Origin of the sequence: Pseudoduganella sp. UC29_71 (genome assembly GCF_042693265.1) — a bacterium.
In the GTDB taxonomy this organism is placed as follows: Bacteria; Pseudomonadota; Gammaproteobacteria; order Burkholderiales; family Burkholderiaceae_D; genus Rugamonas.
Map to the genome: position 1 here is coordinate 2,705,144 of NZ_CP170549.1, position 25,428 is coordinate 2,730,571.

The 25,428-nt window shown below is 67.2% G+C and carries 22 protein-coding genes; 14 read left to right on the plus strand and 8 right to left on the minus strand.

The window, feature by feature from the left end; translation table 11 throughout:
• Positions 1–34 precede the first annotated feature (34 nt).
• From ACFJI2_RS11795 to ACFJI2_RS11815, 5 genes are read right to left on the minus strand one after another with little or no spacing between them, the layout of a single operon-like run.
• A complete protein-coding gene (locus ACFJI2_RS11795) occupies positions 35–1,012 on the minus strand; it encodes a family 43 glycosylhydrolase (RefSeq protein WP_377705170.1) in 978 nt (325 codons plus the stop codon).
• A gap of 13 nt (positions 1,013–1,025) precedes the next feature.
• Positions 1,026–1,922, minus strand: a complete 897-nt coding sequence (locus ACFJI2_RS11800) for a carbohydrate ABC transporter permease (protein WP_377705171.1) — start codon at positions 1,920–1,922, stop codon at positions 1,026–1,028.
• Positions 1,919–2,971 (minus strand): carbohydrate ABC transporter permease, encoded by a 1,053-nt coding sequence (locus tag ACFJI2_RS11805; protein ID WP_377705172.1) that lies wholly within the window; start codon positions 2,969–2,971, stop codon positions 1,919–1,921. The genes ACFJI2_RS11800 and ACFJI2_RS11805 overlap by 4 nt, the downstream gene beginning before the upstream one ends.
• Positions 2,968–4,341, minus strand: a complete 1,374-nt coding sequence (locus ACFJI2_RS11810) for an extracellular solute-binding protein (RefSeq protein ID WP_377705173.1) — start codon at positions 4,339–4,341, stop codon at positions 2,968–2,970. The genes ACFJI2_RS11805 and ACFJI2_RS11810 overlap by 4 nt, the downstream gene beginning before the upstream one ends.
• Positions 4,338–5,375 carry a LacI family DNA-binding transcriptional regulator gene (locus ACFJI2_RS11815; RefSeq protein ID WP_377705174.1) on the minus strand — a complete coding sequence of 346 codons (1,038 nt, stop codon included), beginning with the start codon at positions 5,373–5,375 and terminating at the stop codon, positions 4,338–4,340. The genes ACFJI2_RS11810 and ACFJI2_RS11815 overlap by 4 nt, the downstream gene beginning before the upstream one ends.
• Positions 5,376–5,688: 313 nt before the next feature.
• Here ACFJI2_RS11815 and ACFJI2_RS11820 point away from each other — a divergent pair, with 313 nt between their 5' ends.
• From ACFJI2_RS11820 to ACFJI2_RS11865, 10 genes are read left to right on the plus strand one after another with little or no spacing between them, the layout of a single operon-like run.
• Positions 5,689–8,118, plus strand: coding sequence for a TonB-dependent receptor (locus ACFJI2_RS11820; protein WP_377705175.1), 2,430 nt, complete (start codon positions 5,689–5,691; stop codon positions 8,116–8,118).
• Positions 8,119–8,135: 17 nt separating this feature from the next.
• Positions 8,136–9,170 carry a LacI family DNA-binding transcriptional regulator gene (locus ACFJI2_RS11825; protein WP_377705176.1) on the plus strand — a complete coding sequence of 345 codons (1,035 nt, stop codon included), beginning with the start codon at positions 8,136–8,138 and terminating at the stop codon, positions 9,168–9,170.
• 24 nt (positions 9,171–9,194) lie between these two features.
• Positions 9,195–9,965 (plus strand): SDR family NAD(P)-dependent oxidoreductase, encoded by a 771-nt coding sequence (locus ACFJI2_RS11830; RefSeq protein WP_377705177.1) that lies wholly within the window; start codon positions 9,195–9,197, stop codon positions 9,963–9,965.
• Between the two features lie 17 nt (positions 9,966–9,982).
• On the plus strand, positions 9,983–11,992 hold the full coding sequence (locus tag ACFJI2_RS11835; protein WP_377705178.1) for a DUF4962 domain-containing protein: 2,010 nt from the start codon (positions 9,983–9,985) through the stop codon (positions 11,990–11,992).
• 10 nt (positions 11,993–12,002) lie between these two features.
• Positions 12,003–12,947, plus strand: coding sequence for a sugar kinase (locus ACFJI2_RS11840; protein WP_377705179.1), 945 nt, complete (start codon positions 12,003–12,005; stop codon positions 12,945–12,947).
• A gap of 39 nt (positions 12,948–12,986) precedes the next feature.
• Positions 12,987–14,264 carry an MFS transporter gene (locus tag ACFJI2_RS11845; protein ID WP_377705181.1) on the plus strand — a complete coding sequence of 426 codons (1,278 nt, stop codon included), beginning with the start codon at positions 12,987–12,989 and terminating at the stop codon, positions 14,262–14,264.
• Entirely contained in the window at positions 14,261–15,076 is an 816-nt protein-coding gene (locus ACFJI2_RS11850; protein WP_377705183.1) for a GDSL-type esterase/lipase family protein, read from the plus strand. The genes ACFJI2_RS11845 and ACFJI2_RS11850 overlap by 4 nt, the downstream gene beginning before the upstream one ends.
• A gap of 19 nt (positions 15,077–15,095) precedes the next feature.
• Positions 15,096–15,932, plus strand: a complete 837-nt coding sequence (locus ACFJI2_RS11855; protein ID WP_377705185.1) for a fumarylacetoacetate hydrolase family protein — start codon at positions 15,096–15,098, stop codon at positions 15,930–15,932.
• A 59-nt stretch (positions 15,933–15,991) separates the two neighbouring features.
• The gene (locus tag ACFJI2_RS11860; protein ID WP_377705187.1) at positions 15,992–16,744 is read left to right on the plus strand and encodes a polysaccharide lyase family 7 protein; all 753 of its coding nucleotides are present in this window, start codon (positions 15,992–15,994) and stop codon (positions 16,742–16,744) included.
• A gap of 9 nt (positions 16,745–16,753) precedes the next feature.
• On the plus strand, positions 16,754–17,476 hold the full coding sequence (locus ACFJI2_RS11865; RefSeq protein WP_377705825.1) for a ribonuclease activity regulator RraA: 723 nt from the start codon (positions 16,754–16,756) through the stop codon (positions 17,474–17,476).
• A gap of 9 nt (positions 17,477–17,485) precedes the next feature.
• On the opposite strand, the gene ACFJI2_RS11870 is transcribed toward ACFJI2_RS11865, so the two are convergent.
• Positions 17,486–18,343 carry a LysR family transcriptional regulator gene (locus ACFJI2_RS11870; RefSeq protein ID WP_377705188.1) on the minus strand — a complete coding sequence of 286 codons (858 nt, stop codon included), beginning with the start codon at positions 18,341–18,343 and terminating at the stop codon, positions 17,486–17,488.
• Between the two features lie 95 nt (positions 18,344–18,438).
• On the opposite strand from ACFJI2_RS11870, the gene ACFJI2_RS11875 reads away from it, so the two are divergent.
• Both ACFJI2_RS11875 and ACFJI2_RS11880 read left to right on the plus strand, forming a co-directional pair.
• A complete protein-coding gene (locus tag ACFJI2_RS11875) occupies positions 18,439–19,749 on the plus strand; it encodes an MFS transporter (RefSeq protein ID WP_377705189.1) in 1,311 nt (436 codons plus the stop codon).
• Positions 19,746–20,162: an ester cyclase gene (locus ACFJI2_RS11880; protein ID WP_377705190.1), complete on the plus strand. Its 417-nt coding sequence runs from the start codon at positions 19,746–19,748 to the stop codon at positions 20,160–20,162. Before ACFJI2_RS11875 ends, ACFJI2_RS11880 begins: the two co-directional genes overlap by 4 nt.
• Before the next feature lie 6 nt (positions 20,163–20,168).
• Here ACFJI2_RS11880 and ACFJI2_RS11885 read toward each other — a convergent pair whose 3' ends face one another.
• A complete protein-coding gene (locus ACFJI2_RS11885) occupies positions 20,169–20,714 on the minus strand; it encodes a hypothetical protein (RefSeq protein WP_377705192.1) in 546 nt (181 codons plus the stop codon).
• 11 nt (positions 20,715–20,725) lie between these two features.
• The gene (locus ACFJI2_RS11890; RefSeq protein WP_377705193.1) at positions 20,726–23,296 is read right to left on the minus strand and encodes a glycoside hydrolase family 2 TIM barrel-domain containing protein; all 2,571 of its coding nucleotides are present in this window, start codon (positions 23,294–23,296) and stop codon (positions 20,726–20,728) included.
• 288 nt (positions 23,297–23,584) lie between these two features.
• Here ACFJI2_RS11890 and ACFJI2_RS11895 point away from each other — a divergent pair, with 288 nt between their 5' ends.
• Positions 23,585–23,992: a universal stress protein gene (locus ACFJI2_RS11895; RefSeq protein WP_377705195.1), complete on the plus strand. Its 408-nt coding sequence runs from the start codon at positions 23,585–23,587 to the stop codon at positions 23,990–23,992.
• Between the two features lie 31 nt (positions 23,993–24,023).
• Positions 24,024–25,247: a YbfB/YjiJ family MFS transporter gene (locus ACFJI2_RS11900; RefSeq protein WP_377705196.1), complete on the plus strand. Its 1,224-nt coding sequence runs from the start codon at positions 24,024–24,026 to the stop codon at positions 25,245–25,247.
• Positions 25,248–25,428 lie beyond the last annotated feature (181 nt).

Consider the following 25,428-nt stretch of genomic DNA (forward strand, 5'->3'; position numbering starts at 1 on the left):
CCTTGTTCTCATTATTTGGCGATGTCTATCGTTGTCATTTTTCGGCCAAAAGGTCGTCTACCAGGTACAGCCCGGCCTCCATCCGCAGCGGAATCGGGTCGCCGATGCGGCCTGAGAAGCTGCCGTCCGCGCCGGTGTCCTCGAAGGCCATCAGGCAGTCCTTGCCGGTGACGGGGTCGCGCAGGATCTTGCCGGCGTAGCGGCGGCACGGGGCATCGCCGTCCAGGAAGCCGGGCGCCGGCTGCCACGGTCCCAGCGGATTGTCGGCCACCAGGTAGTGGGTGCCGGACACGCCGCCGTTGTGCGCCGCGCGCATCTGCTCCGACCAGTGCGCCGCCACATTGCAGAACACGCAATACCAGCGCCCGCCGCGCTCGAACACCTGCGGCACTTCCAGCTGGCCGTAGTGGCCTCCCGCATATACCGGCGCGGTGGCCTCCCAGTGCACCAGGTCGGCCGATACCGCGTGGCCGATCACGCCACGCTCGTAGATCGGGCCGTCGTTGCGGCGCGCGGTGTAGAACATGTGGTACATGCCGTCGATCTTCTCCGGCAGCACCCAGGGGTCGCGCAGCGCGCGGTCGTGCCAGCGGCCTTCCTCGTATTCCTCGTAGTAGCGCTGGTCCAGGTCCAGCGCCAGGCCGTTGCCGACACGCTGCCAGGGGCCGTTGATGCTGTCCGCAACGGCATGGCCGATGCGCTGCCGCATGCCGTTCTCGGCGCGGCAGGTGCCGGTGTAGAACAGGTGGTAGCGTCCTTCGGCCTTGATGACCGAACCGGTCCATGTCGTGTAGTCGTCCCACGCCGGGCCGGCCTGCGGGCCGAAGGCGGTGCCCAGCGGCGTCCAGCTGCGCAGGTCTGTCGACACGGCGTGGCCGACCGAGACGTTCCAGTGGCGCAGGTCGGGATTGCCAATGGCGCGGTCGGCCTGCAGGAAGAACAGGTGCTGCTCGCCCTGCTCCTCGAAATGCCAGAAGTCCCAGATGAATTTGTCGCTGATTTGTAGTGTCATGATGCTTCCAAAGTTAGCCCTTGACGCCGGCGCCGGCAACCGAGGCGACGAACTGCCGCTGGAAGGCCAGGAACACCGCGAGCACGGGGAGAGTAATCACCGATGCGTAGGCCATGATCTGCCCCCACGAATTGGTGCGTCCGAAGAACTGCTGTATGCCCGGCTGCACCGGCCGGAAAGCCTCGCCCTGGATCACCATGATGGGCCACAGGTACTGGTTCCATGCAGAGATGAACAGCACAATGGCCGCCGTGGCGATCACCGGGCCGCTGTTGGGCATGATGATGCGGCTGTAAATGGTCCATGGTCCCGCGCCGTCCATCTTGGCGGCTTCGTCCAGCTCGGCCGGGATGTCGCGGAAGAACTGGTAGAACAGGAACACGCAGAAGGCGTTGGCCAGGAAGGGGATCACCTGGACGTGCAGGCTGTTGAACCAGCCGGTGTGCAGCACCAGCTGGCCGTGCTCGAATCCCGGCCACGGCAGGCGCGCCACCAGCGACAGCAGCGGAATGGCGATCACTTCGAACGGCACGATCACCATCGCCACCACCAGGGCCAGCGCCAGTTGCCTGCCGCGCCAGCGCATGCGCGCAATCGAGAAGGCCAGCATGCTGTTGACCAGGATGCCGCCCACCACCACCAGCCCGGCGATCAGCGTGGAGTTGAGCAGGAACCTGGGCAGGTCGCTCTTCTCGAACACGGCGCTGTAGTTGCGCATCGACCAGCCGGACGAAGGCAGATAGGCGGACCAGCTGTTCAGGTTGGCGAAGATCGCGGCATCATCCTTGAAGGATGAAATGAACATGAACAGCAGCGGCGCAATGAACACCATGCCGATTGCGCTCATGGCCAGGAATAGCATGGCGTCGCGGACCTTGTTGTTTGCCTTGTTGCCCCGTGCGGCCTTCATTTCGCATCTCCTTTCGATACCAGCACCCGTTGCAGCGCGGACAGCGCCAGCACGATGACAAAGAACACCAGCGTGATGGTGGAGCCGTAGCCGATGTCCTGTTCCTTGAAGCCGCTGCGCACGGCGTGGTACACCACGGTCGATGTCGAATCGAGCGGACCGCCGGAGGTCATCACGTCAACCTGCGTGAACAGGCCGAAGGCCAGCAGCGTGGTCGACACCAGCACGAAGATGATGGTGTTGCGCAGGCCGGGCAAGGTGACGTGCACGAAGCGCTGCCAGGCGTTCGCGCCCATCAGCGTGGCCGCTTCGTACAGCTCGGGCGAGATCGACTGCAGGCCCGCCAGGAACACCAGCATCTGGAAGCCCGCGCCCTGCCAGGCCGACATCAGCGCGATGGCAGGCAAGGCGTAGTGGCTGTCGCCCAGCCAGTCCGGGCCGGCGTTGGGGTCGTTCAGCAGGCCGCGCAGCAGTTCATTCAGCATGCCGCGGTCCGTGTTGAGCATGAAGGCCCACACGATGGACGCCACCACCATGGAGGTGACGACCGGCGCGAAGTAGACGGTGCGGAAGAAGATCCGGCCGCGCACCTTCTGGTTCACCAGTATCGCCAGTCCCAGGGCGGCGCCGCATTGCAGCGGCAGCACCAGGGCGGCGAACAGGAAGGTGTTGATCAGCGAACGGTAGAACAGCGGATCGGTGGCTGCCAGCACGATGCGCTTGCCGCCGGCGTCGACGTGCAGCGCCTCGCGGTAGCCGCCCAGGTCCGGATGCTGCTTGCGGATCTGGCGCCAGGTCGGGTAGCGCACTTCGCCATCCGCCCCGGCACCCAGGGGTTCGACCACCACAAGGTCCAGCGCCAGCAGGCGCCGGTAGTTGTCCAGGCCCACGTACTGCGTGGGCTCGGGAGACATCAGCCTGTGGTTGGTGAGCGTGGCGCCGGCCGCCAACAGCATCGGCAAGCCGACGAACAGCAGGAACAGCAGCAGCGCCGGCGACGCGAACAGCGCCACCGCGAAGGGACTGTCCTGGCCTGGTGTACGTTTCATAAGCCGCCTCCCGATTTGCGCGCCGCCAGGCCGTAGCCGTAGCCGTTGTTGCGCGCGATATTGTGTTCCATCGCATCCACCGCCTGGTCCAGCGCCTCGGCGGCGTCCTTGCCGCTGCGGATGTCGGCCATGGCCTTCTCGAAGGCCGACGACAGCGCCGGGTACGCCGGGCTGGCTGGCCGCGCCACCGCGTAGCGCCGGGCGAACTCGAAATACATGCGCCAGTCGCCGCCCGGCCGGTAGTGCTCCGTCAGCGCCGCGCCTTCGGCGCTCACCGGCACCAGCCCGGTGGTGCGCGAGGCGGCGGCGATTTCCTCTGGCGAGATCAGGTGCGCGAGAAAGGCCGCCGCGCCTTCGGGCTGCTTGCAGCTGCGCGTGATGCCCCACTGCCAGGAGGCCGCGCCTACCTTGGGGCCGTGGCCGAAATCGGGCGGCGGCATAACCACCAGGTCGCTGCCGAAACGCTCGCTGTATTCGCGCGCCTTCCACGAACCGGTGTAGTGGAACAGCACGCGGCCCTGTTCGAATGCCTTGTCGTCGGCGGGGTTGCGTTCGGCCAGCTTGTCCTTGAACAGGCGGCCGTAGTAGCGGCCCACGCTGACCGCCGCATCGCTATTGAGCACGCCGTCCACCCGCACATAGCTGGCGCGGTCGATCAGGTCCGTGCCGGCGCTCTGCAGCCAGGGCGAGAACGCGTAGCTGTACCATTCGCCCTTGAAGCGCGCGTTCAGGTCCAGCGGGAAGCGGAAACGGCCGCTGCGCCTGGCTTGCGCCAGCAGGTCGTGGAACTCGGCCGCCGTGTAAGGCTGCTCCATGGTTGCGGTGCGCATGCCCAGCGCGGCCAGCTGCGAACGGCGCGCGAACAGCACCAGCACCACGTCCACCTGGCCAACGCTGTACAGCTGTCCCTTGTAGGTGCCGCGCCCGCCCTCCAGCAGCCGCGCCACGGCGTCGGCCGGCAGCAGCTTGTCTAGCGGGCGCACATGGCCGGCCCAGGCGAAGTTGGGCACGATGGGCTGGTCCATCGCGATCACGCATGGCAGCTGGCCCACCATGGAGGCGGCGGTGATCGATTCCGTGTACGAGCCTTGCGGAATCGCCTCCACCGTGACCTTCCAGCGCGACTGAGAACGGTTGAAGCGTTCCACCGCAGCCTTTCCGGCCGCCATTTCGAGGTCGCCCGTGTCGTGGCGCCACAGCTTGATTTCGGCAGGCGCAGCCTGCGCCGGGGCCTGGGCCAGCGCTTGCACCGGCAGCGCGGCCTGCAGCGCAGCCAGCAGGGCAGCTGGCAACGGCGCCGAGAACGCCGCCGACAACGCCGCCATGGGCGCGCCCGCCTTGCGCCGTGACATGGCCGATGCGCGCATCATCGCTTGGCCTTCGCGGCGGCTGGCACCGCAGGCGCGGCAACCGTACCGCGCATCACCGGCAAGCATGGCACCCGCACGGTCCCGGCGGCCATATCGCCCTGCTCCAATACATGACGGCCGGACAGCTCGCCTATCTCGCGGTATGGCAGCGCCACCGTGGTCAGGCCGGGATCGAGCGCCTCCGAGATGAGCCGGAAATCGTCGAAGCCGACGATGGAGACATCGGCCGGCACCCGCAAGCCGCGCCGCTGCAGGATGAAGATCACCCGCATGGCCATCTTGTCGTTACCGCACAGGATGGCGGTGGGACGGTCGGCGCTGGCGAACAGCCGCTCGACGGCGTCCGACAGGTGCGAGAACTCGTCGGCCTGGCCGGCCTCGGCGCCGTGGATCAGCCATTCCGGCTTGGGCGTCACGCCATGTTCGCGCATGGCCTGGTGAAATCCGCGCAGGCGCAGTCCGGTCGCCACCATGCCGGGTATCAGCTGCAGGAATGCGATCTTGCGGTGCCCGGCCTGCAGCACGATCTGCGCTGCGGCATAGCCGCCGCCTTCGTCGTCGGGAATGACCTGCATGTAGCGGCCGGGCGCCTCGAAGCAATTCGCCAGCGCGGTGGGCGTGCTGCCCAGCTGCGCCTCCAACGCCACCTGGCGGTGAAACGGCGTGGCGAACAGGATGGCTTCCACGCGCCGTTCACGCAGGTCGGCCACCAGCCGGCTGGCGACATCCGCATGGCCGCCAGTCTCGCCGATCAGCAGTACCTTGCCCATCTGCTCGCACACCTGCTGGATGCCCTTGATGATCTCGGACGAGTCGGGCGTGGTGGTGAGCTTTTCCGCAATCACGGCCACCAGCCCCGTCGGCCTGCCGCGCAGCATGCGCGCCGCCGCCGAGGGCGTGAACTCGAGCGCGCGCATGGCCTGCTCGATACGGGTGCGGGTCTTCTCGGATACTTCGGTACCGCCGTTGAGCACGCGCGATACCGTCTTGATCGACACGCCGGCCTTGTCGGCCACATCATGAATCGTTGCCACACCGTCTCCTTGCATTGTTTTTGACGCTGGCCGTTGCGGCTATCCGCAAAATGTCCAACGTTGTCATTTGCTGGAATGATAGGCAATCGGCGCGGCAGCGTCAACAGAAAAGATACGCCCCTTGCATTTTTCTATTGACTTCAAAGCTGCCTGGGTTAATATCGCTAAATCGTTACAGTAAAACGTTTAACAAGCGACCGGCACGAAGAACCGGCTCAAATGGCACATAGTTCTATATTTTTTTGCCGTTTCACTGTAACGTTACAGTAAATCGATACAGTTCTGACCTATAAAACCGATAACGGAGACAAAGATGACTGGTAAACAGTGGCAGGCTGCCCCACGGCACCGCCCAACACCGATAGCAACAGCCGCCGCGCTGCTGATGCTGGGTATCGCCGCGCCCGGACAGGCGCAGCAGGCGGCGCAAACGCCGGCCGCCGGCGAACAACTGAAACTGGAAACCGTGGTGGTGTCGGCCAATCGCCGCATTGAAAAGCTGGAGGACGTGCCCCAGTCCATCACCGTGCTGGGCGAGGAGTACATGCAGCGCAATAACGTGCGCGAATTTAACGACATCGTCAACCTGTCCCCTGCCCTGTCGATCTCGGTCGGCACGCAGGTGGGCACCAACAGCATCAATATGCGCGGCATCGGCACCACGTCGAACAACCTCGGCATCGAGGGCGACATCGCCGTCATCATCGACGACCTGCCCTACGCCCAGCCGCAGCAGGCGTTCAAGGACCAGGCCGACGTGGCGCGCGTGGAAGTGCTGAAAGGCCCGCAAAGCACCATGTTCGGCAAGAGCGCCATCGCCGGCGCGGTGGTGATGACCACCAAGCCTATCGGCGCCGGCCCGATGAAGACCAACGTAAGCCTGTTCAAGTCCAGCGACGACGAGTACCGCGCCAGCGCTGCGCTGAGCGGGCGCCTGTCGGACGACGTGGCCATGCGCCTGTTCGCCAGCAAGACCAACTTCCCCGGCCTGCTCAACAACCTGACCACGGGCCGCAAGCAGAACGGCTCCGGCGGCAAGAGCTTCGTCACCAAGTTCATGTGGAAGGTGAACAACGACCTGGACGTCATGATCACGCCGCAGTACGACCACTCGCTCTCCACCGGCAACACCGCCGCCATCACCTCCATCGATCCGGGCGTGGGCTACCTGTACAACAAGAACTACACGGCGCTGTCCAACACCGAAGTCCTGCGCGGCATCAACGTCAGTCCTTTCAACCGCGACATCCGCAACGATTCGCCGACCGGCCTGGAATCGACCAACCGCGGCATCGGCGTGCGCATCAACTACCAGTTCCAGGACAGCTCGCCGCTGCGCGGCCACGCGCTGACCTCGATCTCCTCGGTGGTGAAGAACCTGTCCAACGACTTCCGCGACAACGACAATATCGACCTGATCTCCACCTTCTACCAGGTGAACCACCAGGGCAAGCCGTCCGGCATCGCGGACCCTCCGGAAATCAACGGCACCAGCGACAGCAAGACCTCCACCCAGGAATTCCGCCTGACGTCGCCGGACGAAGGCGCGCTGCGCTACCTGGTCGGCATCTGGATCGCGCGCAACAGCCTCGATCGCGGCTACTACCGTGGCAATCCCTTCGTGAAGGAGACCAACTTCACCAACTACGAAACCACGTCGTCGAACCTGAACCGCGCCATCTACACCAACGGCACCTGGGACTTCGCGCCCCGCAATACGCTGACGGCGGGCCTGCGCGTGAACCGCGAGTCGAACAACTACACTTTCCACACCATCGACAGCCTGTCGTCCAGCGCGCCGAACAATGTGCACACCGGCGAGAACTTCTACCGCGCGCCGCAGCACGATGAAACCGGCGTGACCGGCAAGCTGGCCTACAGCTACCACTTCACGCCGGACGTGATGGCCTACGGTTCGGCAGCCACCGGCCGCAAGGGCGTGGCCTACGACATGACCAGCGGCGCCAACAACGTCAACGTGTTCAAGCGCCTGCCGCTGGCCGCGGAGACGGCCGAAAGCTTCGAGCTGGGCTTCAAGGCCAACCTGTGGAACAACCGCGCCACCTTCAACGCGGCCGCCTTCCGCACCCGCTTCCACGACTACCAGACCTCGGCCACCGAGCGTTTCTCGGACGGCAGCCAGGCCAGCGTGTTGTACAGCATCCCGGCGCTGCAGACCAAGGGCTTCGAGGCCGACACCACGGTGCTGCTGACGCGCGAACTGCAGCTCAACGCCAGCCTGGCCTTCACCCGCGCCACCATCCTGAACTGGACCCAGGGGCCCTGCTACAGCGGCGCCAAGGACTGCACCGTGCCCAACGAGCTGGTGCCGGGCGCCTTCCTGCGCGACGCCAGCGGCGGCACCATGCCGAACGCGCCGAAGTGGAAGCTGAGCATGGGCGCGGACTACCGGGTGCCGCAAGGCTGGCTGCCGTTCAAGACCAGCTTCAACGTGCAGTGGCGCACCCAGTCGCGCGTGCAGGGCGCCATCAGCCAGGACCCGAGTTTGAACCGTCCCGGCTATGGTATCGTTGATTTGGGAGCATCGATGTCGGACGACAAAGGCAAGTACAAGCTCTCGATAGGCCTCAAGAACGTGGCCGACCATCACTACGCGTCGGGCAACGTCGGTTCCTTCCTGAACTTCAAGCGCGCCTCCGGGCCGGACATCAAGTCGCTCGGCTGGCAGCCGGCGCGCGATGCCTTCCGCTACGCCACCATCCGCCTGGATGCGGCTTTCTAAGAACTGCTAAGGAAAACATGAGCGAACCTAAAATTCAGGACGTGGCGCGCCTCGCCGGCGTGTCCACCTCCAGCATCTCGAATTTTCTGAACAACCGGATGGGCCAGATGCGGCCGGACACCCAGCGCAAGATCCAGCAGGCGATCGAGCAGCTGGGCTACCGTCCCAACAGCGCGGCGCGCCAGCTCAAGACCGGCGTGGCGGCCATGGTCGGCCTGCTGGTGCCCTCGCTGGCCAACCAGTTCTTCGGTTCGCTCGCCTGCGCCGTGGAGGCCGCCGCTGCCAGACACCATTGCCACGTGATGACCTTCAGCACCTTCCGCGATCCGGGCCGGGAACGCGCGGTGATGGCGGACCTGCTGTCCTACGGCGTGCAGGGCATCATCACCGGTTCTGCGCTGAGCGACACCGACCACCTGGCGGCCATGACGGCGCGCTGTCCCGTAGTGGCCTTCGACATCAAGCGCTCGGACGAGCGGCACGACCGCATCACCACCATCTCGGTGGACAACGCGGCCGCCACGGCGATGGCGGTGGCCCACCTGGTGGCACTGGGGCACCGCTCCATCGCGCTGGTGACGCCGCCGCCGTACACGCTGAACCGCCAGGAGCGCGTGAGCGGCTTCCAGCACGCGGTGGCGCAGACCGGCATCAGCGGCGAGCTGGTGATCGCCGACGCCACCGACGCGCCCAGCGATCCGCACGGCGATACGCAGCTGTTCGAGCTGGGCCGCAGCGCGGCGGCGCGCCTGCTGGCCGCGCCCGGCAAGCCGACGGCGGCCATCGCCATCAACGACATGATGGCCATCGGCATCGGCATCGGCCTGAAGCAGCTGGGCAAGCGCATCCCGGAAGATTTTTCGCTGATCGGCATCGACGATATCTTCTTCTCGGCCGCACACGACCCGCCGCTGACCACGCTGCGCCAGCCCATCCAGGCCATGGCCGATGCGGCCGTGCAGCGCATCCTGGCGCCCACCAGCGCGCCGGGCGGGGAGCTGTTTGCGCCGGAACTGATCGTCAGGGCGTCCACCGCGGCGCCGAAAAAATAAACCATCCACACTGGAAAGAGACATATGGAACCCATCGGAAAAGAATTGAACGGCAAGCGCGCCCTGGTCATGGGCGGCGCATCGGGCATCGGCAAGGCCACTTCGCTGGCACTGGCGCAAGCCGGCGCGGACGTGGTGCTGACCTACTGGAGCAGCGCCGACGAAGCCAATGATGTGGTGGCGCAGATCCGCGCCATGGGCCGCCGCGCCCAGGCCATCAAGGCCGACCTGACCGACGCCGCCGTGGCCGAGCAGGTGTATGCCGAGGCCGAAGGCGCCATCGGCGACATCGACGTGCTGTTCGCAAACATCGGCGGCCTGATCCAGCGCTGCCGCGTGGTGGACATGCCGCTGTCGCTGTGGAACGAGGCCATGAACCTCAACCTCACCAGCACCTTCCTGATCTGCCAGGCCGCGCTCAAGCGCATGGAGCCGCGCAAGCAAGGCGTGATCGTCACCATGTCCTCGCTGGCCGCCTTCGACGGCGGCGGCCCAGGCTCGGCGCATTACGCCTCGTCCAAGGCGGCGGTGGCCACCTTCACGCGCGCACTGGCCAAGGAAGTCGGCCCGCTCGGCATCCGCGTCAACGGCGTGTCGCCCGGCCTGATCGCCACCCGCTTCCACGACACCTTCAACACCCCGGCCAACCGCCTCGCCATCGCCGAACGCACCCCGGCCCGCCGCGAAGGCGAACCGGAGGACGTGGCCAACGTGGTGGTGTTCCTGGCATCCGGGCGCGCCGCCTTCCTGGCCGGCGAAATCATCCAGGTCAACGGTGGCCTCGGCCTCTACTGATACGCCCGGGAGACTCCATGAACAAGCATTTCACACGGCGCCGCTTCCTCGGCACCGCAGCCGCCGCCTTGCCCGCGCTGGGCGGCGCCATTACCGGCCTGCCCGCCTTGGCGCAGGATTCGCGCGAGGCGCTCGGCACCAAACAGGGCGAGCCGACTTTCGGCGGCGTGCATCCGCTGCAAACGCTGATGGAACAGCATCCGGCCCCGCTGCGCGCTGAACTGAACGGCGTGCACCCGCGCGTGTTCACCACCGCCGCCGGCCTGGAACAGCTGCGCCAGCGCGCGCGCGGCAGCCACCGCGCCATCTGGGAAAAGGCGCTGGCCGGCCTGGTGGCCATGCACGCGGAGCCGGAAGCGTCGCCGGCGCAGACGCGCCGCGCGCAGAACACGGTCGGCATCGGCATGGTCGGCGCGGCACTGGCCTACAAGATCGAAGGCGGCCAGCGCTACCTGGAACGCGCCAAGCACTATATGGATGCGGCGGTCAGCTATCCGGTATGGGGCTACACCTACAGCAAACCGGACATCGACCTGGCCGCGGGCCACCTGCTGTACGGCATGGGCACCGCCTACGATTTGCTATTTGACGTGCTGACCGTCGAGGAACGCACCCGCTACCGCGAAAAACTGGTGCGCCAGGCGCGCATCCTTGCGGCGCACTTCATGCCGAAACCGGGCAAGTCCTATTCGTACAGCCAGAACCACTGCTTCATCCCCATCGCCGGACTGGCGGTGGCGGCGTACGCGGTGTTCGACGAAGTGCCGGAAGCGGCCAGCTGGGCTGCGCTGTCGCGCGCCATCTTCACCCGCGTGCTGGCCGTGGCCTCGCCGGACGGCTACTTCTACGAAGGCGTGGAGTACTGGATCTTTTCCATGCCGTGGATCGTCCACGCGCTGGACGCCTTCGCCCATGCGGCCGGCGACGACATGTACGACCTGCCGGCGCTGCGCAAGGCGCACCTGTACATGGCGCACTCGATCACGCCCAACGGCCAGGATATCTTCGACTTCGGCGACGCCTTCGAAGGCCCTGTCACCCGCTCGCGTGTCGGCCACGAGCCGGACCGCACGCACCCCAACGGCAAGCTGCACTCGAACTACAACCTGCTGTACCGCCTGGCGCAACGCTTCGGCGATGCCGAGGCGCAGGGCGTGGCGGCGTGGATGCAGTCGCTGGGCCACGTGTGCGCGGAAGACTTCTGGTCGCTGCAATGGTATGACGACAAGCTGGCGGCGGCGCCCATGTCCGCCATCGCGCCGCATCACCACTTCGACGACCTGGGCACTGTGTACTGGCGCAGCGACTGGACCAGCAAAGCCACCGCGTTCGCCTTCCGCGCCGGTCCGCCCGAAGGCCACCACGCGGCTGCGCTGATCGCCAAGATGCCGGACTGGCACCTGTCCATGGGCCATTCGCACCCGGACGCGGGCAGCTTCATCCTGTTCGGCGGCGGTAGCTACCTGACCGGCCCGAAAGGCTACGCCGGTGTCCCGAGCAGCAAGATCAGCAACACGCTGCTGGTGGACGGCCAGGGCCAGGCCAACGAGGGCGGCGGACATGACGCATTCGCCGGATATCCGTATGCGCGCCTGGACAGCATCCGCATCACCAAGCTCACGCTGGGCAAGGACCACGCCGACATCGTGGCCGACCTGACCGGCGCCTACCGCCCCGAGCTGGGCGTGGAAAGGCTGGAGCGCCGCTTCAGCTTTGCGCGCGGCGCCTGGACCACCACCGATACCCTGCGCGCCAGCAAGCCCGTGGTGCTGACCGCGCAAGTGCATGGCGACCGCGACATCAAGCAGCTGGCCGAGCGCAGCTTCGTGGTGGAAGGCCGGCCGTCGGCGCTGAAGGTGGAGGCGCGCGGCAAGAACATGCAGGCCGTGGTGGAGCCGGGCCTCGTGGTCTCGGCCGGGCCTCCGGGCAATGTCGACAAGGGGCCGAAGCAGCAGCGCGGCAATGTGCTGCGCATGTCGCTCCCGGCAGGCAAGCAGGCCACGCTGGTCACCAGCATGAAATTCTGAGGGACGCGCCATGGATGAAATGCTGATACCCGATGTCGTCACCGTCGGCGAGGCCATGGCCTTGCTGATGGCGCGCCAGCCAGGCCCGCTGGCGGGCGTGAGCGAATTCGAACGCGCCACTGCAGGCGCAGAGCTGAATGTGGCCGTCGGCCTGAGCCGGCTGGGCCTCCGCGTCGGCTACGTGAGCAGCCTGGGCAAGGACAGCCTGGGCCGCAACCTGCTGGACTTCATGGCCGCCGAAGGCATCGACCTGCGCCACGTGCGCGTGGACGAGCGCTACCCGACGGGCTTCATGTTCAAGTCCATGGCGACCGACGGCAGCGATCCGGAAGTGGAGTACTTCCGGCGCGGCTCGGCCGCCAGCCACATGTCGCGCGCCGACATCCCGGGCGGCGCCTGGCAGCAGGCGCGCCTGCTGCACCTGACCGGCATCACGCCAGCGCTGTCGGACACCTGCCGCGACATGATACTGACCATGGCGGCGCAGGCGCGCGACGCGGGCCGCATCGTCACCTTCGACCCCAACCTGCGCCCGCGCTTGTGGCCCACGCAGGCGGCGATGATCGACACCGTCAACGCCGTGGCCAGCCTGGCCGACGTGGTGATGCCCGGCCTGGCCGAGGGCAAGCTGCTCACCGGCTGCGGCGAGGCGCCAGCTATCGCCGACTTCTACCTGGCACGCGGCGCGCGGCAGGTGGTGGTGAAGCTTGGTCCGCAGGGCGCCTACTACGCCGGCCCGGAAGGACGCGGCATCGCGCCAGGCGTGCCGGTGCGGAAGGTGGTCGATACCGTGGGCGCCGGCGACGGCTTCGCGGTGGGCGTCGTCAGCGCGCTGCTGGAGGGGCTGCCGCTGCAAGCTGCCGCCGCGCGCGGCAATGCGATCGGCGCGCGCGTGGTGCAGTTCCGGGGCGACTGCGAAGGCCTGCCCACGCGTGCCCAGCTGGCAGCGCACTAAACAACAACCATAAGACAGAGACATCCTGGAGAATCGCGCATGAAAACAATGGCAGGTTTGCGCTGGCTGGTCATTACCCTGGTGGCCATCGCAACGATCATCAACTACATCGACCGCTCGGCACTGGCGGTGATGTGGCCGGGCATAGCGGCCGAACTGGGCATGGACAAACGGGACTATGCCAACATCGTCACCGTCTTCCTGATCGGCTACGCCGTCGGGCAAACGCTGTTCGGCAAGCTGTTCGACGCGCTGGGCACGCGGGTCGGCTTCATCCTGTCCATCCTGGTGTGGTCGGTGTCCATCGGCCTGCACTTCGTGGCGCGCTCCGCGCTGTCCTTCGGCCTGTTCCGCGTGCTGCTGGGCGTGGGCGAAGCAGGCAACTGGCCGGGCGCCACCAAGGCGGTGGCGGAATGGTTCCCGATCCGCGAGCGCGCACTGGCGCAGGGCATATTCGGCGCCGGCGCCTCGCTCGGCTCCATCATCGCACCGCCGCTGATCGCCATCCTGTACGCCTATTTCGGCTGGAAGACCACTTTCCTGCTGATCGCCGTGCTGGGCTTCATCTGGGTGGTGCCGTGGCTGATCATCTACAAATCCGGCCCCAATGCGCACCCCTGGATCACCGAGGAAGAACGCGGCTACATCCTCACCGGCCAGCGCAGCGAAGCCACGCGCGAAGCCGAATACGTGCCCACGCTGGGCCAGCTGCTGCGCCACCGCCAGAGCTGGGGCGTGATCGCCGCGCGCTTCTTCATCGACCCGATCTGGTGGCTGTTCGTGGCCTGGCTGCCGCTGTACCTGAACGAGAAGTTTCACTTCGACGTGAAGCAGATCGGCATCTTCGCCTGGGTGCCTTATGTAGGCGCGGCCATCGGCGCGCTGTCCGGCGGCTGGCTGTGCGGACGCCTGCTGCAGCGCGGCTGGAGCGTGAACCGCGCCCGCAAGCTGGTGATCGGCCTGGGCCTGGCGCTGATGCTGCCCGCGCTGCTGTTCAGCGCCGCCGCCGCCACGCCGCTGCTGGCCGTGCTGTCGATTGCCGTGATCCTGTTCGGCTTCCAGGCCGCCATCACCAACATCCAGACCATGCCGAGCGACTTCTTCTCCGGTAAAACCGTCGGCTCGCTGGCGGGCCTGAGCGGCACCTCGGCCGTGCTGGGCGTGATCATCTGCATGCAGCTGGTACCCGAACTCACGGCAGGCGGCAACTACACGCCCTTCTTCGTGCTGGGCGCCCTGCTGGTGCCGCTGGTGTTCGTGTCGGTCTGGTTGGGCGGTCCCGTGGCCCGGGTCCAGCCGCACGGGGAGGCGGTATGATGGCCGCCGCGTTCCACAAGCGCCTGCTGCTCGCCGCCGCCCTCGCCGGTGCGCTGACGGGTGCGCTGGCAGGCACGCCGGCGCTCCCGCTCCCGGCAGCCGCGCAAGCGCCCGCAGCTGCGCAGCCCAAGCCCAAACTCAGCGCCTCCGAAGCCTTCGAGAAGCAGGACAGCACCTTCCTGCAACTGCACGCCCGTTTCCTGGCGCGCGCGAAAAGCGGCCCGGTCGGACTGCTGTTCCTGGGCGACTCCATCACGGCAGGCTGGCAGCGCGCACCGCACATCTGGGAAGCCTACTACGGCAAGTATCAGCCTGCCAACTTCGGCATCGGCGGCGCCCGCACGCAAAACCTGATCTGGCAGATCGAACACGGCGAACTGGAAGGCATCGCGCCCAAGGTCACAGTGCTCATGATGGGCACCAACAATAGCCTCGACTACAACGCCGAGGAAATCGCCGCCGCCGACCGCAAGATCGTGGCGATGGTGCGCGCCCGCCTGCCGGAGACGAAGATACTCGTGCTGGGCATCTTCCCGCGCGGCCCGCGCGATCCCAAGGGTGGCCCCATCACGCCGGCCGCCGTGGAAGAAGCCGCAAAACGCATGGCCACCATCGACGCGGTCAACCGCGACCTGGCGGCGCTGGACGACGGCAAGATGGTGCGCTTCCTCGACATTGGCGCCGTCTTCCTCGGCCAGGATGGACGCATCCCCAAATCCATCATGCCGGACCAGCTCCATCCCGGCGCGGCCGGCTACCAGCTGTGGGCCGACGCCATGCAGCCGCTGCTCGACAGCATGATGAAACAGTGATGAATCAGGAGCGCAATCCATGAAACTGCTACGCGTAGGCGCGCCCGGCGCCGAAAAGCCCGCCGCCATCGATGCGCAGGGCCGCATCCGGGACTTGAGTGGCGTGATGCCGGATCTGACCCCGGAGTGGTTGGAGCCAGGGAAGTTGCAGGTGCTGGCGGCCATCGATCTGGAAAAGCTGCCGCTGGTGGGGGACGGCGTGCGCATCGGCGTGCCGGTGGCGGGCGTCCGCCAGTTTATCGGCATCGCGCTGAACTACCGCAGGCATGCGGAGGAATCGGGGCAGGCGCTGCCGGCGGAGCCGATTGTGTTCACCAAGGCCGTCACGTCGCTGAGCGGGCCGAATGACGCGATCTTGCTGCCACCCCATTCCGAGCACACGGACTGGGAGATCGAGCTGGGCATCGTCATCGGCAGCACCGCGCGCAGCGTGGCGCAGGAGGACGCGCTGCGGCACGTGGCGGGCTACTGCCTGGCCAACGACTTGTCGGAACGGCACTGGCAGAACCACCGCAACGGGCAGTGGTTCAAGGGCAAGAGCTTCGACAGTTTCGGCCCGATCGGCCCATGGATCGCCACCGCCGACGAGATTCCCGACCCGCAGGACCTGGACATGGAACTGAGCGTGAACGGCGAGCGCAAGCAGGCCAGCAATACGTCGGACATGATCTTCCCGGTCGCTTACATTGTGTCTTACCTGAGCCAGTTCATGACGCTGCTGCCGGGCGACGTCATCGTCAGCGGCACGCCGGGAGGCGTGGGCATGGGGCTGAAACCGCCGCAGTACCTGAAGAAGGGCGACGTTGTCCGGCTCACCATGGAGAAGCTGGGCACGCAAACCCAGCTGGTGATCTGATGCGCGCGGGACTGGCGCCATTGCTTGCCGCAGCCTTGGCCACCTGTGCGTTGGGAGCATTGGGGGCATCCGGTGCGACCGGAACGCCCGATGCGCCCGGCGCACGGTCCGGCCCCGATAGCGGCTACACGTCCAGGGACGACCTGGCCGCGCTATTCGAAGCGGAAGGCGGCTCGCCCTTCCCTTCGCCCTACACCGGCACGCTCGCCTTCAGCGCCCTGCAAGCGAAGTACGACTCCGGCCACGGCCACGGCTACCGCCACGAGCTGAAGACCCTGAAGCAGTACCGGCAAGCCGTGGCGGCCACGCGCGAACACTTCTCCGCGCAAGTCACGCCCACGCTGCCCGCAGGCGCCAAGACCATCGTCGCCCAGTACCACGCCGAGGGCCTGGACACGCTGGTGAAGGTCTACGTGCAGGACACCGCAGACCAGGCCGGCATCGACGGCAAGGACGGCAACGGCGTGTTCGACGTGCTGGCCCGGCTCAAGGGTGCAGACGGCAAGGAAGTCACCACCGCCCTGGGCACGGTGCGCTCCGGCGAGACCTTCGGCCTGGACATCCGCTTTACCGGCGGCGCCGCCATGGTCGCGGTCAGCACCGCGCAACACGGCGCCATCGAGACGGCCCGCACGCAGATCAAGCCCGACAGCGGCAACATCTACTTCAAGTTCGGCGACTACCTGCAAGCCCAGGACCCCGCCACGCGGGGCCACACCACCAGCCGCGCGAAATGGGACGAGTACTTCCAGCTGAAGGGCATCACCAGCAGCCAGGTCCGCTTCAGCATGACCCGCTTTGAACGAGGATAATCCATGACCCTGCACCCGACCACGCAGGCAACGCTGGCCGCTCTGAAAACCGTCAGCACCGCCACCCTCACCTCGCTGCTGTTCAAGCGCGGCTTCCGCAACGTCTTCATCCAGGGCGCGCGCCCGCTCAAGCCTGGCCAGCGCCTGGCCGGCCCGGCCTACACGCTGCGCTACATCCCCTCGCGCGAGGACCTGGACGGCATCGAGGCGTTCCGCGACCCGCGCCACCCGCAGCGCGTGGCGGTCGAAGAGATCCCGCCGGGCGCGGTGCTGGTGATGGACTGCCGGGGCGACGCTTCGGCGGCGTCGGCCGGCAGCATCCTGGCCGCGCGCATGCAGGTGCGCGGCGCGGCCGGCATCGTCACCGACGGCGGGCTGCGCGACGCGGCAGGCATCGCCGCGCTGGAGATGCCCGCCTGGTGCGCCGGGCCATCGGCCCCCACCAACCTGATACGCCACCACGCGCTCGACATCAACGCCCCCATCGGCTGCGGCGGCGTGGCGGTCTACCCCGGCGACATCATGGTGGGCGACGACGATGGCGTGGTCTGCATCCCGCTGCACCTGGCCGACGAAGTGGCGCGCGACGCGGTGGAGATGGAGCGCTTCGAAGCGTTCGTGCTGGAGGAAGTGCAGCGCGGCGTGCCGGTCATCGGCCTGTATCCGCCTACCGCGCCTGAAACGAAGCCGCGCTACGAAGCCTGGCTGGCGCGCCGCGCTGCACTTCCCTGACAGCTTAGCCTACGCTGCCACGCCCTGCTCCAGGCACCCGGCCAGAAAAGCCATCACCGCCTGGATGCGCGGCGCGTGCCGCAAGTCGCTGTGCACGGCCACCCAAATCTCCCGCTTCAGGCCTGCTCCACGGTGCGGCACGCGCACCAGGCGCGGGTCCTGCCCGCCCAGGAAGTCCGGCAGCACGGCGATGCCCACGCCCGCCGCAGCCGCTGCCGCCTGGATGGCCAGGTCGTTACTGCGCAGGACCACCGAAGCGGCGCCGCCGGCCTGTTCGAGCAGCCAGGTGTATTGCGGCGTCTCGTCCATGCTGGCGTCATAGGCGATGTAGGTGCGGCCACCGTCCCCTTGCAGGCAGGCAGGCGTGGCGTACAGAGAGAATGCCACCGCGCCCAGCTGGCGCACCACCAGTTCCGGGTCCGCCGGACGGCTCAGGCGTATAGCGATGTCGGCTTCGCGCCGCATCAGTGACACGTTGCGCGTGTCGCCGTCCAGCCGCAGGCGCAGGTCCGGGTAGTGGCTGCGCAGCTCGCCCAGCCGGGGCGCGATCAGCGCCGCCGCCAAAGCGGGCGGCGCGCTGACCGCCACTTCCCCGGCGATGGTGGCCTGGCCGGCGAACGCCGTGCGCTGCACCGCAAGCGATTCCTGCTCCATGCGCTGCCCGAGTTCGGCGATACGCTCGCCGTCGGGCGTCAAGAAATACGCACGCGGACGCCGCTCCACCAGCTTCAGGCCCAGCGCAGCTTCCAGCGCCGCCAGGCGGCGCGCCACTGTGGCGTGGTCCACCTTGAGCTGGCGCGCGGCGGCCGATAGCGATTTTTCCTGCGCGAACACGGTGAAATGGCGCAGATCTTCCCAGTCGAACATGGGTATTTCCTCACAAGCCAGGTGAATTATTGGGGAATTTCGCTCCTTGTGCGTCCCCGGCAGAATACCAAACATCTGCAAGCAAGGAGCACATCATGACTACGCATCAAACCGCCGTCGCCATTCCGGACATGGCCTGCCGTCCGGCATCGCCGGGAGACGGCAGGAAAATCGCCGCTGCCGCGTGGATGGTGACGGCGGTGTTCATCCTGTCCAATTCAGCCACGCCGCTGTATGTGCACTGGCAGCGGCAGTTCGCCTTTTCGTCGGCCACCTCCACGGTGATTTTCGCCGCCTACGTCGCAGGCTTGCTGGCCGCGCTGCTGGTCGCCGGCCAGCTCTCCGAGCGGCTGGGACGCAAGGCGGTGCTGGTGCCAGCCTTTCTCGCCGCGATGGCGGCTTGCGGCCTGTTTGCGACAGCAGGATCGGTTGCGGCGCTGATTGCGGCGCGCTTCCTCAGCGGCGCGGCAGTGGGCGCCATCGTATCCGCCGGCATGGCGGCTGTGGTGGACGTGGGCGGCCCGCAGCGCAAGCGGCAAGCGGCGCTGGCCGCTTCGGTCGCGATGGTGCTGGGCGCGGGACTGGGGCCGCTGCTGGCCGGAGCGCTGGCGCAGGGCATGGCGCAGCCTGTGCAGGCAATTTTCGGCATCGAGTTCCTACTGCTGGTGTCGGCGCTCGGCGTGGCGATGGCGCTGCCCTTGCCGGCGCCCTCGCCATCGCCCTTGCCGGTGCCCTCGCCATCGCCCTCGCCCTCGCGCTCGCCCCTGCCGCTGGCCAGCCCAACGCCTGGCGCGCCCGCCAGTGCCCCATCCGCCACCGGCCTCCGCCTGCCGTCCGTGCCGCGCCGTAACCGGCGGGATCTTGCGCTGGGCGTCGCAGTCTTCGCGCCCGGCCTTGCGGCGACTTCTTTCGTCTTGTCGCTCGGCCCCGCGTTGCTGGCAAGGCTGCTGCACGTAGACAGTCCGCTCGTGGCAGGCGGCATGGCCTGCCTCATGTTCATGAGCGCGACCGGCGTGCAGTTCGCCGTCAGGCAACTGCCGGTGCGGACGATACTGCTGCTCGGCGCAGCCGCCACCGTGCTGGCCATGGGCACGATGATCTGGGCCGTGCATGCGGCGCAACCGGCTTTGCTGCTGACCGCCGCCGTACTGGCGGGCATGGGCCAGGGTCAGGGACAGCTGGGCGGCCTGACAGCCATCGGCACCAACGTCCCGGACCAGCACCGCGCGCAAGCCAACGCCCTGCTGAACATTGGCGCCTATATCCCCGCAGGCCTGCTGCCGGTGGGTGCGGGCTACCTGATAGACCATGCCGGCATGGCGGCAGGCGCCACCACCTTTTCCCTCGTGCTGATGGCGGCTGCGGCGGCCGGCGCGGGATTTGTCTATCTCAGGAGACTGGCATGAGCGAGCAAGATGCAGTGAACATCGTCGAGGCGTTCTGGGCGGCGGTTTGGCAGGGCAAGGACTTTGACGCCATCGACCGCTTTTGCGCGGAGGATTTCGTCATCACTTCGGGCGGCGTGGATGTCGTCTCACGGGAGCGCTTCAAGGCGTGGGCCAGGCAGTTCAACCAGTTGATCTCCGGCTTGCAGTTCGACGTTGTCGAAACCTTTCAGAATGAGGACGGCAGCCGCGTGGCGTCGCGCTGGCGCGTCAGTGGCCGCAACAATGGCATGTTCGGCCTGCCGCCCGATCAGCGCGAGGTCAGCTTCACCGGCACCGCCATCTGGCAGGTGGGCGAGGACGGCAAGCTGCTGCGCAACTGGGTGGAGCGGGCCAGCTGGGAAGCCTACCAGGCGCTGGCCGCAAGTACGTAAGCAGCCTTACTGGTCATAGCTGTGATAGAACGGCTTGAAGACGTCCTTCGCGGCGGCCGGCTGGCCGAACCAGCGCGCCAGCGCCGAGGGCCACGCGCCCGGCACCGGCACCAGCGTGAAGGCACCGGCGACGCGGGGCGACGCGTCCAGCGGAATGGCGATTTCCGGCGTGGTGCCCTTGTTGCCCGGACTGGCGATCAGTGCGTTATGGCTGAGCAGCGTGCCGTCGGCGCTGCGTTCCACCGCCACGTCGGCGGCGGGCATGGACAGCGCGAAGCCCGCGCCGCCGGCGCTGGTGAGCAAGGCCAGTTCCGTCTCGCGCCGGTTGCCCTGGAAGCGCAGGTCGGCGCGGTTCAGGTGGTACAAGCCGAATTCGTTGAGCCTGTCCTTGCCCGGATAGCCGGCGTATGGTCCTTGGCCGATCCAACGGAATTCGTCTGTTCCTCCGGGCGCGAGCACGGATAGCCCGGCTTCGGACAAGCTGCCCACGGCGTTGGCTGGCGCGAGATCGTAGCTGACAGCGATGGCGCCATTAGCGGCGATTTCCAGCACGTAGCCGCCTTTCAGACTGCCCCTGCCGGTGCCCGGTCCCTGCGCGCGGCCAGCGCCGCCGGTCCCGCTCGTGCCCCCCGTGCCACCCGGCAGCAGATCATCCGGCCCGGCAGCAGGAGCTGCGGCCTGGATTGCTGCGGATTGCGCGGCCAGATCGTCCTGCAGGGATAGTAGCCCGACACGGCCACGCGGACAGCGCCACCGCGCGCTTCTACCTTGACGGCGGCTTGCTCCAGCGTGGTCAGCGTGGACGACAGCCATAGCGGCGATGTCTTGGCGCGCAGCGCTTCGGCCATCGTCGGCTTGCGGCCGCTGTGCGGGTAGATACCGGCAACCAGCAGCTTGCCGCTACTGTCGCGGATGGCCAGGTCGCCAGACGCACGCTGCACAGTCAACACCCAGTTCGGCAGCGCCACGCGCACTTCCGCTTCACTCTCCGTCACGGCCGGCTCGCCCTGCGCCGGCAGCATGCTTGCCCAGGCTGCCCTGCTCCCCACGCCCGCCGCCCCTGCCGCCCCTGGCGCCACGCTCGTCTGGTCCAGCCTCAGCGTGCGCTCGTTCACTTGCAGGCCCTGCTCGTCCACGGCGCGCACCTGCAACGCCAGCACGTCCGTCGCCGCATCGGCTGGCACCGACAGCGGGACGTGTACCGTTTGCCTGCCGCGCGCCGGCGCGTCCGGCGCCAGGCTGCCCTGCTGGATATCCCTGCCGTTGCGCTGCAAGGCCCACAGCAGCCGGAAGCCGCGCAGCGAGCGGAAGTCGTAACGGTTCTCCACGGTCAGCGCAATCCGCTGCGCCCCCGGCCGCACGGCGGCGTAACGTTCGGCGAACTGCACCGGCGCATACACTTTGCGCATCTGCCAGTAATCCACTTGCGGCGTGCGGTCCGCGTAGGTCAGGCCGTCCGCGCCATCCAGGCCGTGCGTGTCGTAATGCCGGAACTTGTCCAGCCATGCCAGCTGCGTGGGCTTGCCCGCTTCAAGCGGCTGCGCGCTGGTGCGCAGCAGGCCCTGGTCGTGAAAGTGCCAGATCGCGCCGCCCGCAAAGCCGGGCGTGGCCTGGATGATGTCCCATTGCGCCTGGATGCGGTCGGTCGCCAGCCCCAGCGCGTGCGCATACTCGGTCAGGATCACCGGCCGCTTCAGCTTCTGCGCGTAGCCTTCCAGCGTGGCATTGCTCGGATAGTGCGGCGAATAGAGATCGACGAACTCCGGTATGCGCTCGTAATTTTTCGCGAAGTAGCTGCCTATCTTCGGATACGTGATGGGCCGCGTCGGATCGATCTGCCTGGCCAGCCGCCCCGCCTCCATTTCCACGTCCGTTATCGGGTTCTCATTGCCTATGCTCCAGACCAGCACCGAGGCGCGGTTTCTGTCGCGCGCAATGGTCGGCTGCACGCGCGCCAGGATGCTGTCGCGGTATTCCGGCTTGTCCAGGTTCTTCTCGCCGTGGCCGATGGCCACTTCATCCATTACGTACAGCCCCATTTCATCGCATAGCTCAAGCAGGCGCGGATGCGGCGGATAGTGCGAAGTGCGCAGGAAATTCACGTTCGCCTTCTTCATCAACTCCAGATCCCGCCGCATCTGCGCTTCGGTGACTGCGCGCCCGGTTTGCGGGTCCAGGTCGTGATGGTTCACGCCGCGCAGCTTGACCGGGCGTCCGTTCAGCTGCAGCACGCCGCCGGCGATGCTCACCTCGCGCAGTCCGATGCGCTCCTCCACTGTCTGCAAGGTCTTGCCGCCGGCCGACACGGTCAACTGCAGCCGGTACAGCGACGGCGTTTCGGCGCTCCACAGCAGGGGCCTGGCGACGCGGATCGCAGCCACGCGCCGCACCTCGGCCGTCGGCGGCAGCAGGCGCTCTCCCGCCAGGGTGCCGTCCGGCGCCAGCAGCCTGGCCCGCACTTGCGCGCCGGGCTGGCTCAGCGCCACGTCCACCGACAGTTCCGCAGCGCCACCGTCCAGCAGGCGCGTCCGGGTCGCCAGCTCCTGCACATGGGCCGCCGGCAGCGAGAACAGCGTCACGTCGCGGTAAATGCCGGACAGCGACCAGTCGTCGTTCAAATCGAATTCAAAGCCGTGCGGCTTGGTGGTGACGCGCACGGCCAGCAGGTTGCCAGCGCCGCGCTGCGGCAGCAGCAAGTCCGTCACGTCGAAAGTATGCCGATTGAATGCACTTGCGGAAGACTCGCCTGCCTTCCGGCCGTTCACCCACACTTCGTAGCCGAACGCCACGCCCTCGAAGCGCAGGAAGGTTCGCCTGCCCTGCCAGCCGGCCGGCACCGCGAAGCTGCGCCGGTACAGGCCCAGGCCGTCCTTCAGCAGGTCCGCATAGTGTGGCTCGGCAAAGCCCTTCAGTTCCCAGTTGGCGGGCACCGGGATGGTGGCCCAGGCCGACGCATCGAACCGGGGGGCGGTGAAGCCGCCGTCCGCGCCCGGTTCCAGGCCGCGCACGTATTTGAAGGACCAGTCGCCGTTCAGCGACTGCGTGTACGCCTTCTCCCCGGACGGATAGGCCTCAACCGCTATCGCGCTGCCCGCCAGGAGGGCGGCGGCGAGTAAAACTGTAAACTGGAGCATGGGACGGGATTCCGTTTGAACGCCTGCATTGGCAGCGCCAATGATAGTTGCGCGGGCAGCGGCTGCGCGCAGTCCCGGCGTCGGCCGCGAAAAAACTCATGCGCATGATCGGGACGCCCCTGCTGCGGCGCCGATTGTATTTCCAACTTTGCAACGATTTTGCTCACGCCGCCGCTGCCTGGCGAGAATTTAACATTTGTACCTGTTCGCGGCGCACAATCTGGATAACACTACTTGCAGGCAGAAAGCCACTTGGCTCCCGCCGTTGCCACCGACAAGGAGCACAGCATGTCCCCCTCCATTTTGCTTCCGCTGGACGGCAATCCGGACGCGGCGCCGGCCATCGCGCACTGCATGCATCTGGCGCGCGCCCAGTCGGCCACGGTGGTCGCCCTGTACCTGCAGCCATACGACGACCTGTCCTCGCCCGCAGCCAGCGCGGTGCGCGACGGCGATGTGCTGCGCACGGTGGCGGCAGTCGCGGCGGCCATCGGCGTGCCCTGCGTGGCGCTCACGCGCGCCGCCGCCTCCCCCTACGCCGAGATCATTGCCGCCGCGCGCGAGCGCCAGTGCGACCTGGTCTACCTCGGCGCCATGAAGGACCAGCCCACCGGCGCGCAGGTGGCCGCGCTTCAGCAAGCAGGCCTCGGCCTGGCGCCGGCGGCGCTGGCGCCCGCGGCCAAAAAATCTGGTTAAATGCAGGACGAACTCCATCCGGAACCCATCCATGCCTGCAACCGCATCGCCGCCCCGTCCCCTGCTCACCGCGCTGGCGCTCTCGCTGGCCGCCGCCGTCGCCCTCGGCCTGACGCGCTTCTCGTATGGCCTGCTGCTGCCGCCCATGCGCGCAGATCTCGGGTGGTCCTACTTGCTGGCGGGGGCTATGAACACCTGCAACGCACTCGGCTACTTCCTCGGCGCCCTGGCCACGCCCGCGCTGATGCGCCGCCTCGGCGTGTGGCGCCTGCTGATGGCCGGCGCCATCCTGGCCAGCCTGTTCATGCTGGTGTCGGGCGCGGTGACCGGCACCGCAGCCCTGTTCCTGCAGCGTGTGTGCGCCGGGGTGGCGAGCGCCTTCATGTTCATCGCGGGCGGCGTGCTGGCGGCGCGGCTCGGTTCCATGCACAGCGCGCGCGCCGGCTTCTACATCGGCCTGTATTACGGCGGCACCGGATTCGGCATCGCATTGTCCGCGCTGCTGGTGCCGGCCGCGCTGGAGACGGCGCAACAGCATGGGGCGGCGCATGCCTGGCAGTGGCCCTGGCTGGCGCTCGGCCTTGCCTGCCTTGCCGCCACCGCCATCATGGCGCTGCCGGTGAAGGCGATAGGCGAAGCGCCGCCCGGACAGGCCAAGAAACAGCACTTCACCGTGCGCGAATTCGGCTTCGGGCTGGGCGGCTATTTCATGTTCGGCGTGGGCTACATCGGTTACATGACCTTCGTGATCGCCCTGCTCAAGCAACAAGGCATGCCGGCGGGACGGATTACGCTCTTCTATACCTTGCTCGGCCTGGCCGTGGTGGCCTCCTCGCGCATCTGGGCGGGCATGCTGGACCGCTTCAGGGGCGGCGAGTCGCTGGCGATACTGAACGCCGTGCTGGGCGTGGCCACCATCCTGCCGGCGCTAACCAGCGCCGTGCCTGTCGTCTTCGCTTCCGGCATCGTGTTCGGTGCCGTGTTCCTGTCGGTGGTGGCCTCGACCACCGCACTGGTGCGCCACAACCTGCCGCAGGAAGGCTGGTCGGCCGGCATCAGCGCGTTCACCACGGTGTTCGCGTTGGGCCAGATCGTCGGCCCCACCGTCGTGGGCTGGATCGCGGACGGCCCGGCCGGCCTGGAGCGCGGGCTGATCGCCTCGGCGGCCGCGCTGTTCGCCGGCGCCGCGCTTGCATCGCGGCAACGTCCACTGGCTTCGGCATCGCGCCAATACAACACATCAAGATATCGATAACAAAAAGTCCGGCATTTGTAAAAACGTCATGCTATATTTGCGTGGTATCGATAACAAGAACCTGGAAGGAGACACCGGGACTCGATACGCGACTTAACGTGATTCACAACTACAAGGACAAAATCATGCACAAGCAATGCCATGCGGAGCGGCAGCGGGGAATAATCCACGGCCGCGTCAA

What these genes read in the sequence shown, in the direction of transcription:
- ACFJI2_RS11795 (WP_377705170.1), bottom strand. Translation starts at nt 1,012, where the DNA reads ATGACACTACAAATCAGCGACAAATTCATCTGGGACTTCTGGCATTTC.
- ACFJI2_RS11800 (WP_377705171.1), bottom strand. Translation starts at nt 1,922, where the DNA reads ATGAAGGCCGCACGGGGCAACAAGGCAAACAACAAGGTCCGCGACGCC.
- ACFJI2_RS11805 (WP_377705172.1), bottom strand. Translation starts at nt 2,971, where the DNA reads ATGAAACGTACACCAGGCCAGGACAGTCCCTTCGCGGTGGCGCTGTTC.
- ACFJI2_RS11810 (WP_377705173.1), bottom strand. Translation starts at nt 4,341, where the DNA reads ATGATGCGCGCATCGGCCATGTCACGGCGCAAGGCGGGCGCGCCCATG.
- ACFJI2_RS11820 (WP_377705175.1), top strand. Translation starts at nt 5,689, where the DNA reads ATGACTGGTAAACAGTGGCAGGCTGCCCCACGGCACCGCCCAACACCG.
- ACFJI2_RS11825 (WP_377705176.1), top strand. Translation starts at nt 8,136, where the DNA reads ATGAGCGAACCTAAAATTCAGGACGTGGCGCGCCTCGCCGGCGTGTCC.
- ACFJI2_RS11830 (WP_377705177.1), top strand. Translation starts at nt 9,195, where the DNA reads ATGGAACCCATCGGAAAAGAATTGAACGGCAAGCGCGCCCTGGTCATG.
- ACFJI2_RS11835 (WP_377705178.1), top strand. Translation starts at nt 9,983, where the DNA reads ATGAACAAGCATTTCACACGGCGCCGCTTCCTCGGCACCGCAGCCGCC.
- ACFJI2_RS11840 (WP_377705179.1), top strand. Translation starts at nt 12,003, where the DNA reads ATGGATGAAATGCTGATACCCGATGTCGTCACCGTCGGCGAGGCCATG.
- ACFJI2_RS11845 (WP_377705181.1), top strand. Translation starts at nt 12,987, where the DNA reads ATGAAAACAATGGCAGGTTTGCGCTGGCTGGTCATTACCCTGGTGGCC.
- ACFJI2_RS11850 (WP_377705183.1), top strand. Translation starts at nt 14,261, where the DNA reads ATGATGGCCGCCGCGTTCCACAAGCGCCTGCTGCTCGCCGCCGCCCTC.
- ACFJI2_RS11855 (WP_377705185.1), top strand. Translation starts at nt 15,096, where the DNA reads ATGAAACTGCTACGCGTAGGCGCGCCCGGCGCCGAAAAGCCCGCCGCC.
- ACFJI2_RS11870 (WP_377705188.1), bottom strand. Translation starts at nt 18,343, where the DNA reads ATGTTCGACTGGGAAGATCTGCGCCATTTCACCGTGTTCGCGCAGGAA.
- ACFJI2_RS11875 (WP_377705189.1), top strand. Translation starts at nt 18,439, where the DNA reads ATGACTACGCATCAAACCGCCGTCGCCATTCCGGACATGGCCTGCCGT.
- ACFJI2_RS11880 (WP_377705190.1), top strand. Translation starts at nt 19,746, where the DNA reads ATGAGCGAGCAAGATGCAGTGAACATCGTCGAGGCGTTCTGGGCGGCG.
- ACFJI2_RS11890 (WP_377705193.1), bottom strand. Translation starts at nt 23,296, where the DNA reads ATGCTCCAGTTTACAGTTTTACTCGCCGCCGCCCTCCTGGCGGGCAGC.
- ACFJI2_RS11895 (WP_377705195.1), top strand. Translation starts at nt 23,585, where the DNA reads ATGTCCCCCTCCATTTTGCTTCCGCTGGACGGCAATCCGGACGCGGCG.
- ACFJI2_RS11900 (WP_377705196.1), top strand. Translation starts at nt 24,024, where the DNA reads ATGCCTGCAACCGCATCGCCGCCCCGTCCCCTGCTCACCGCGCTGGCG.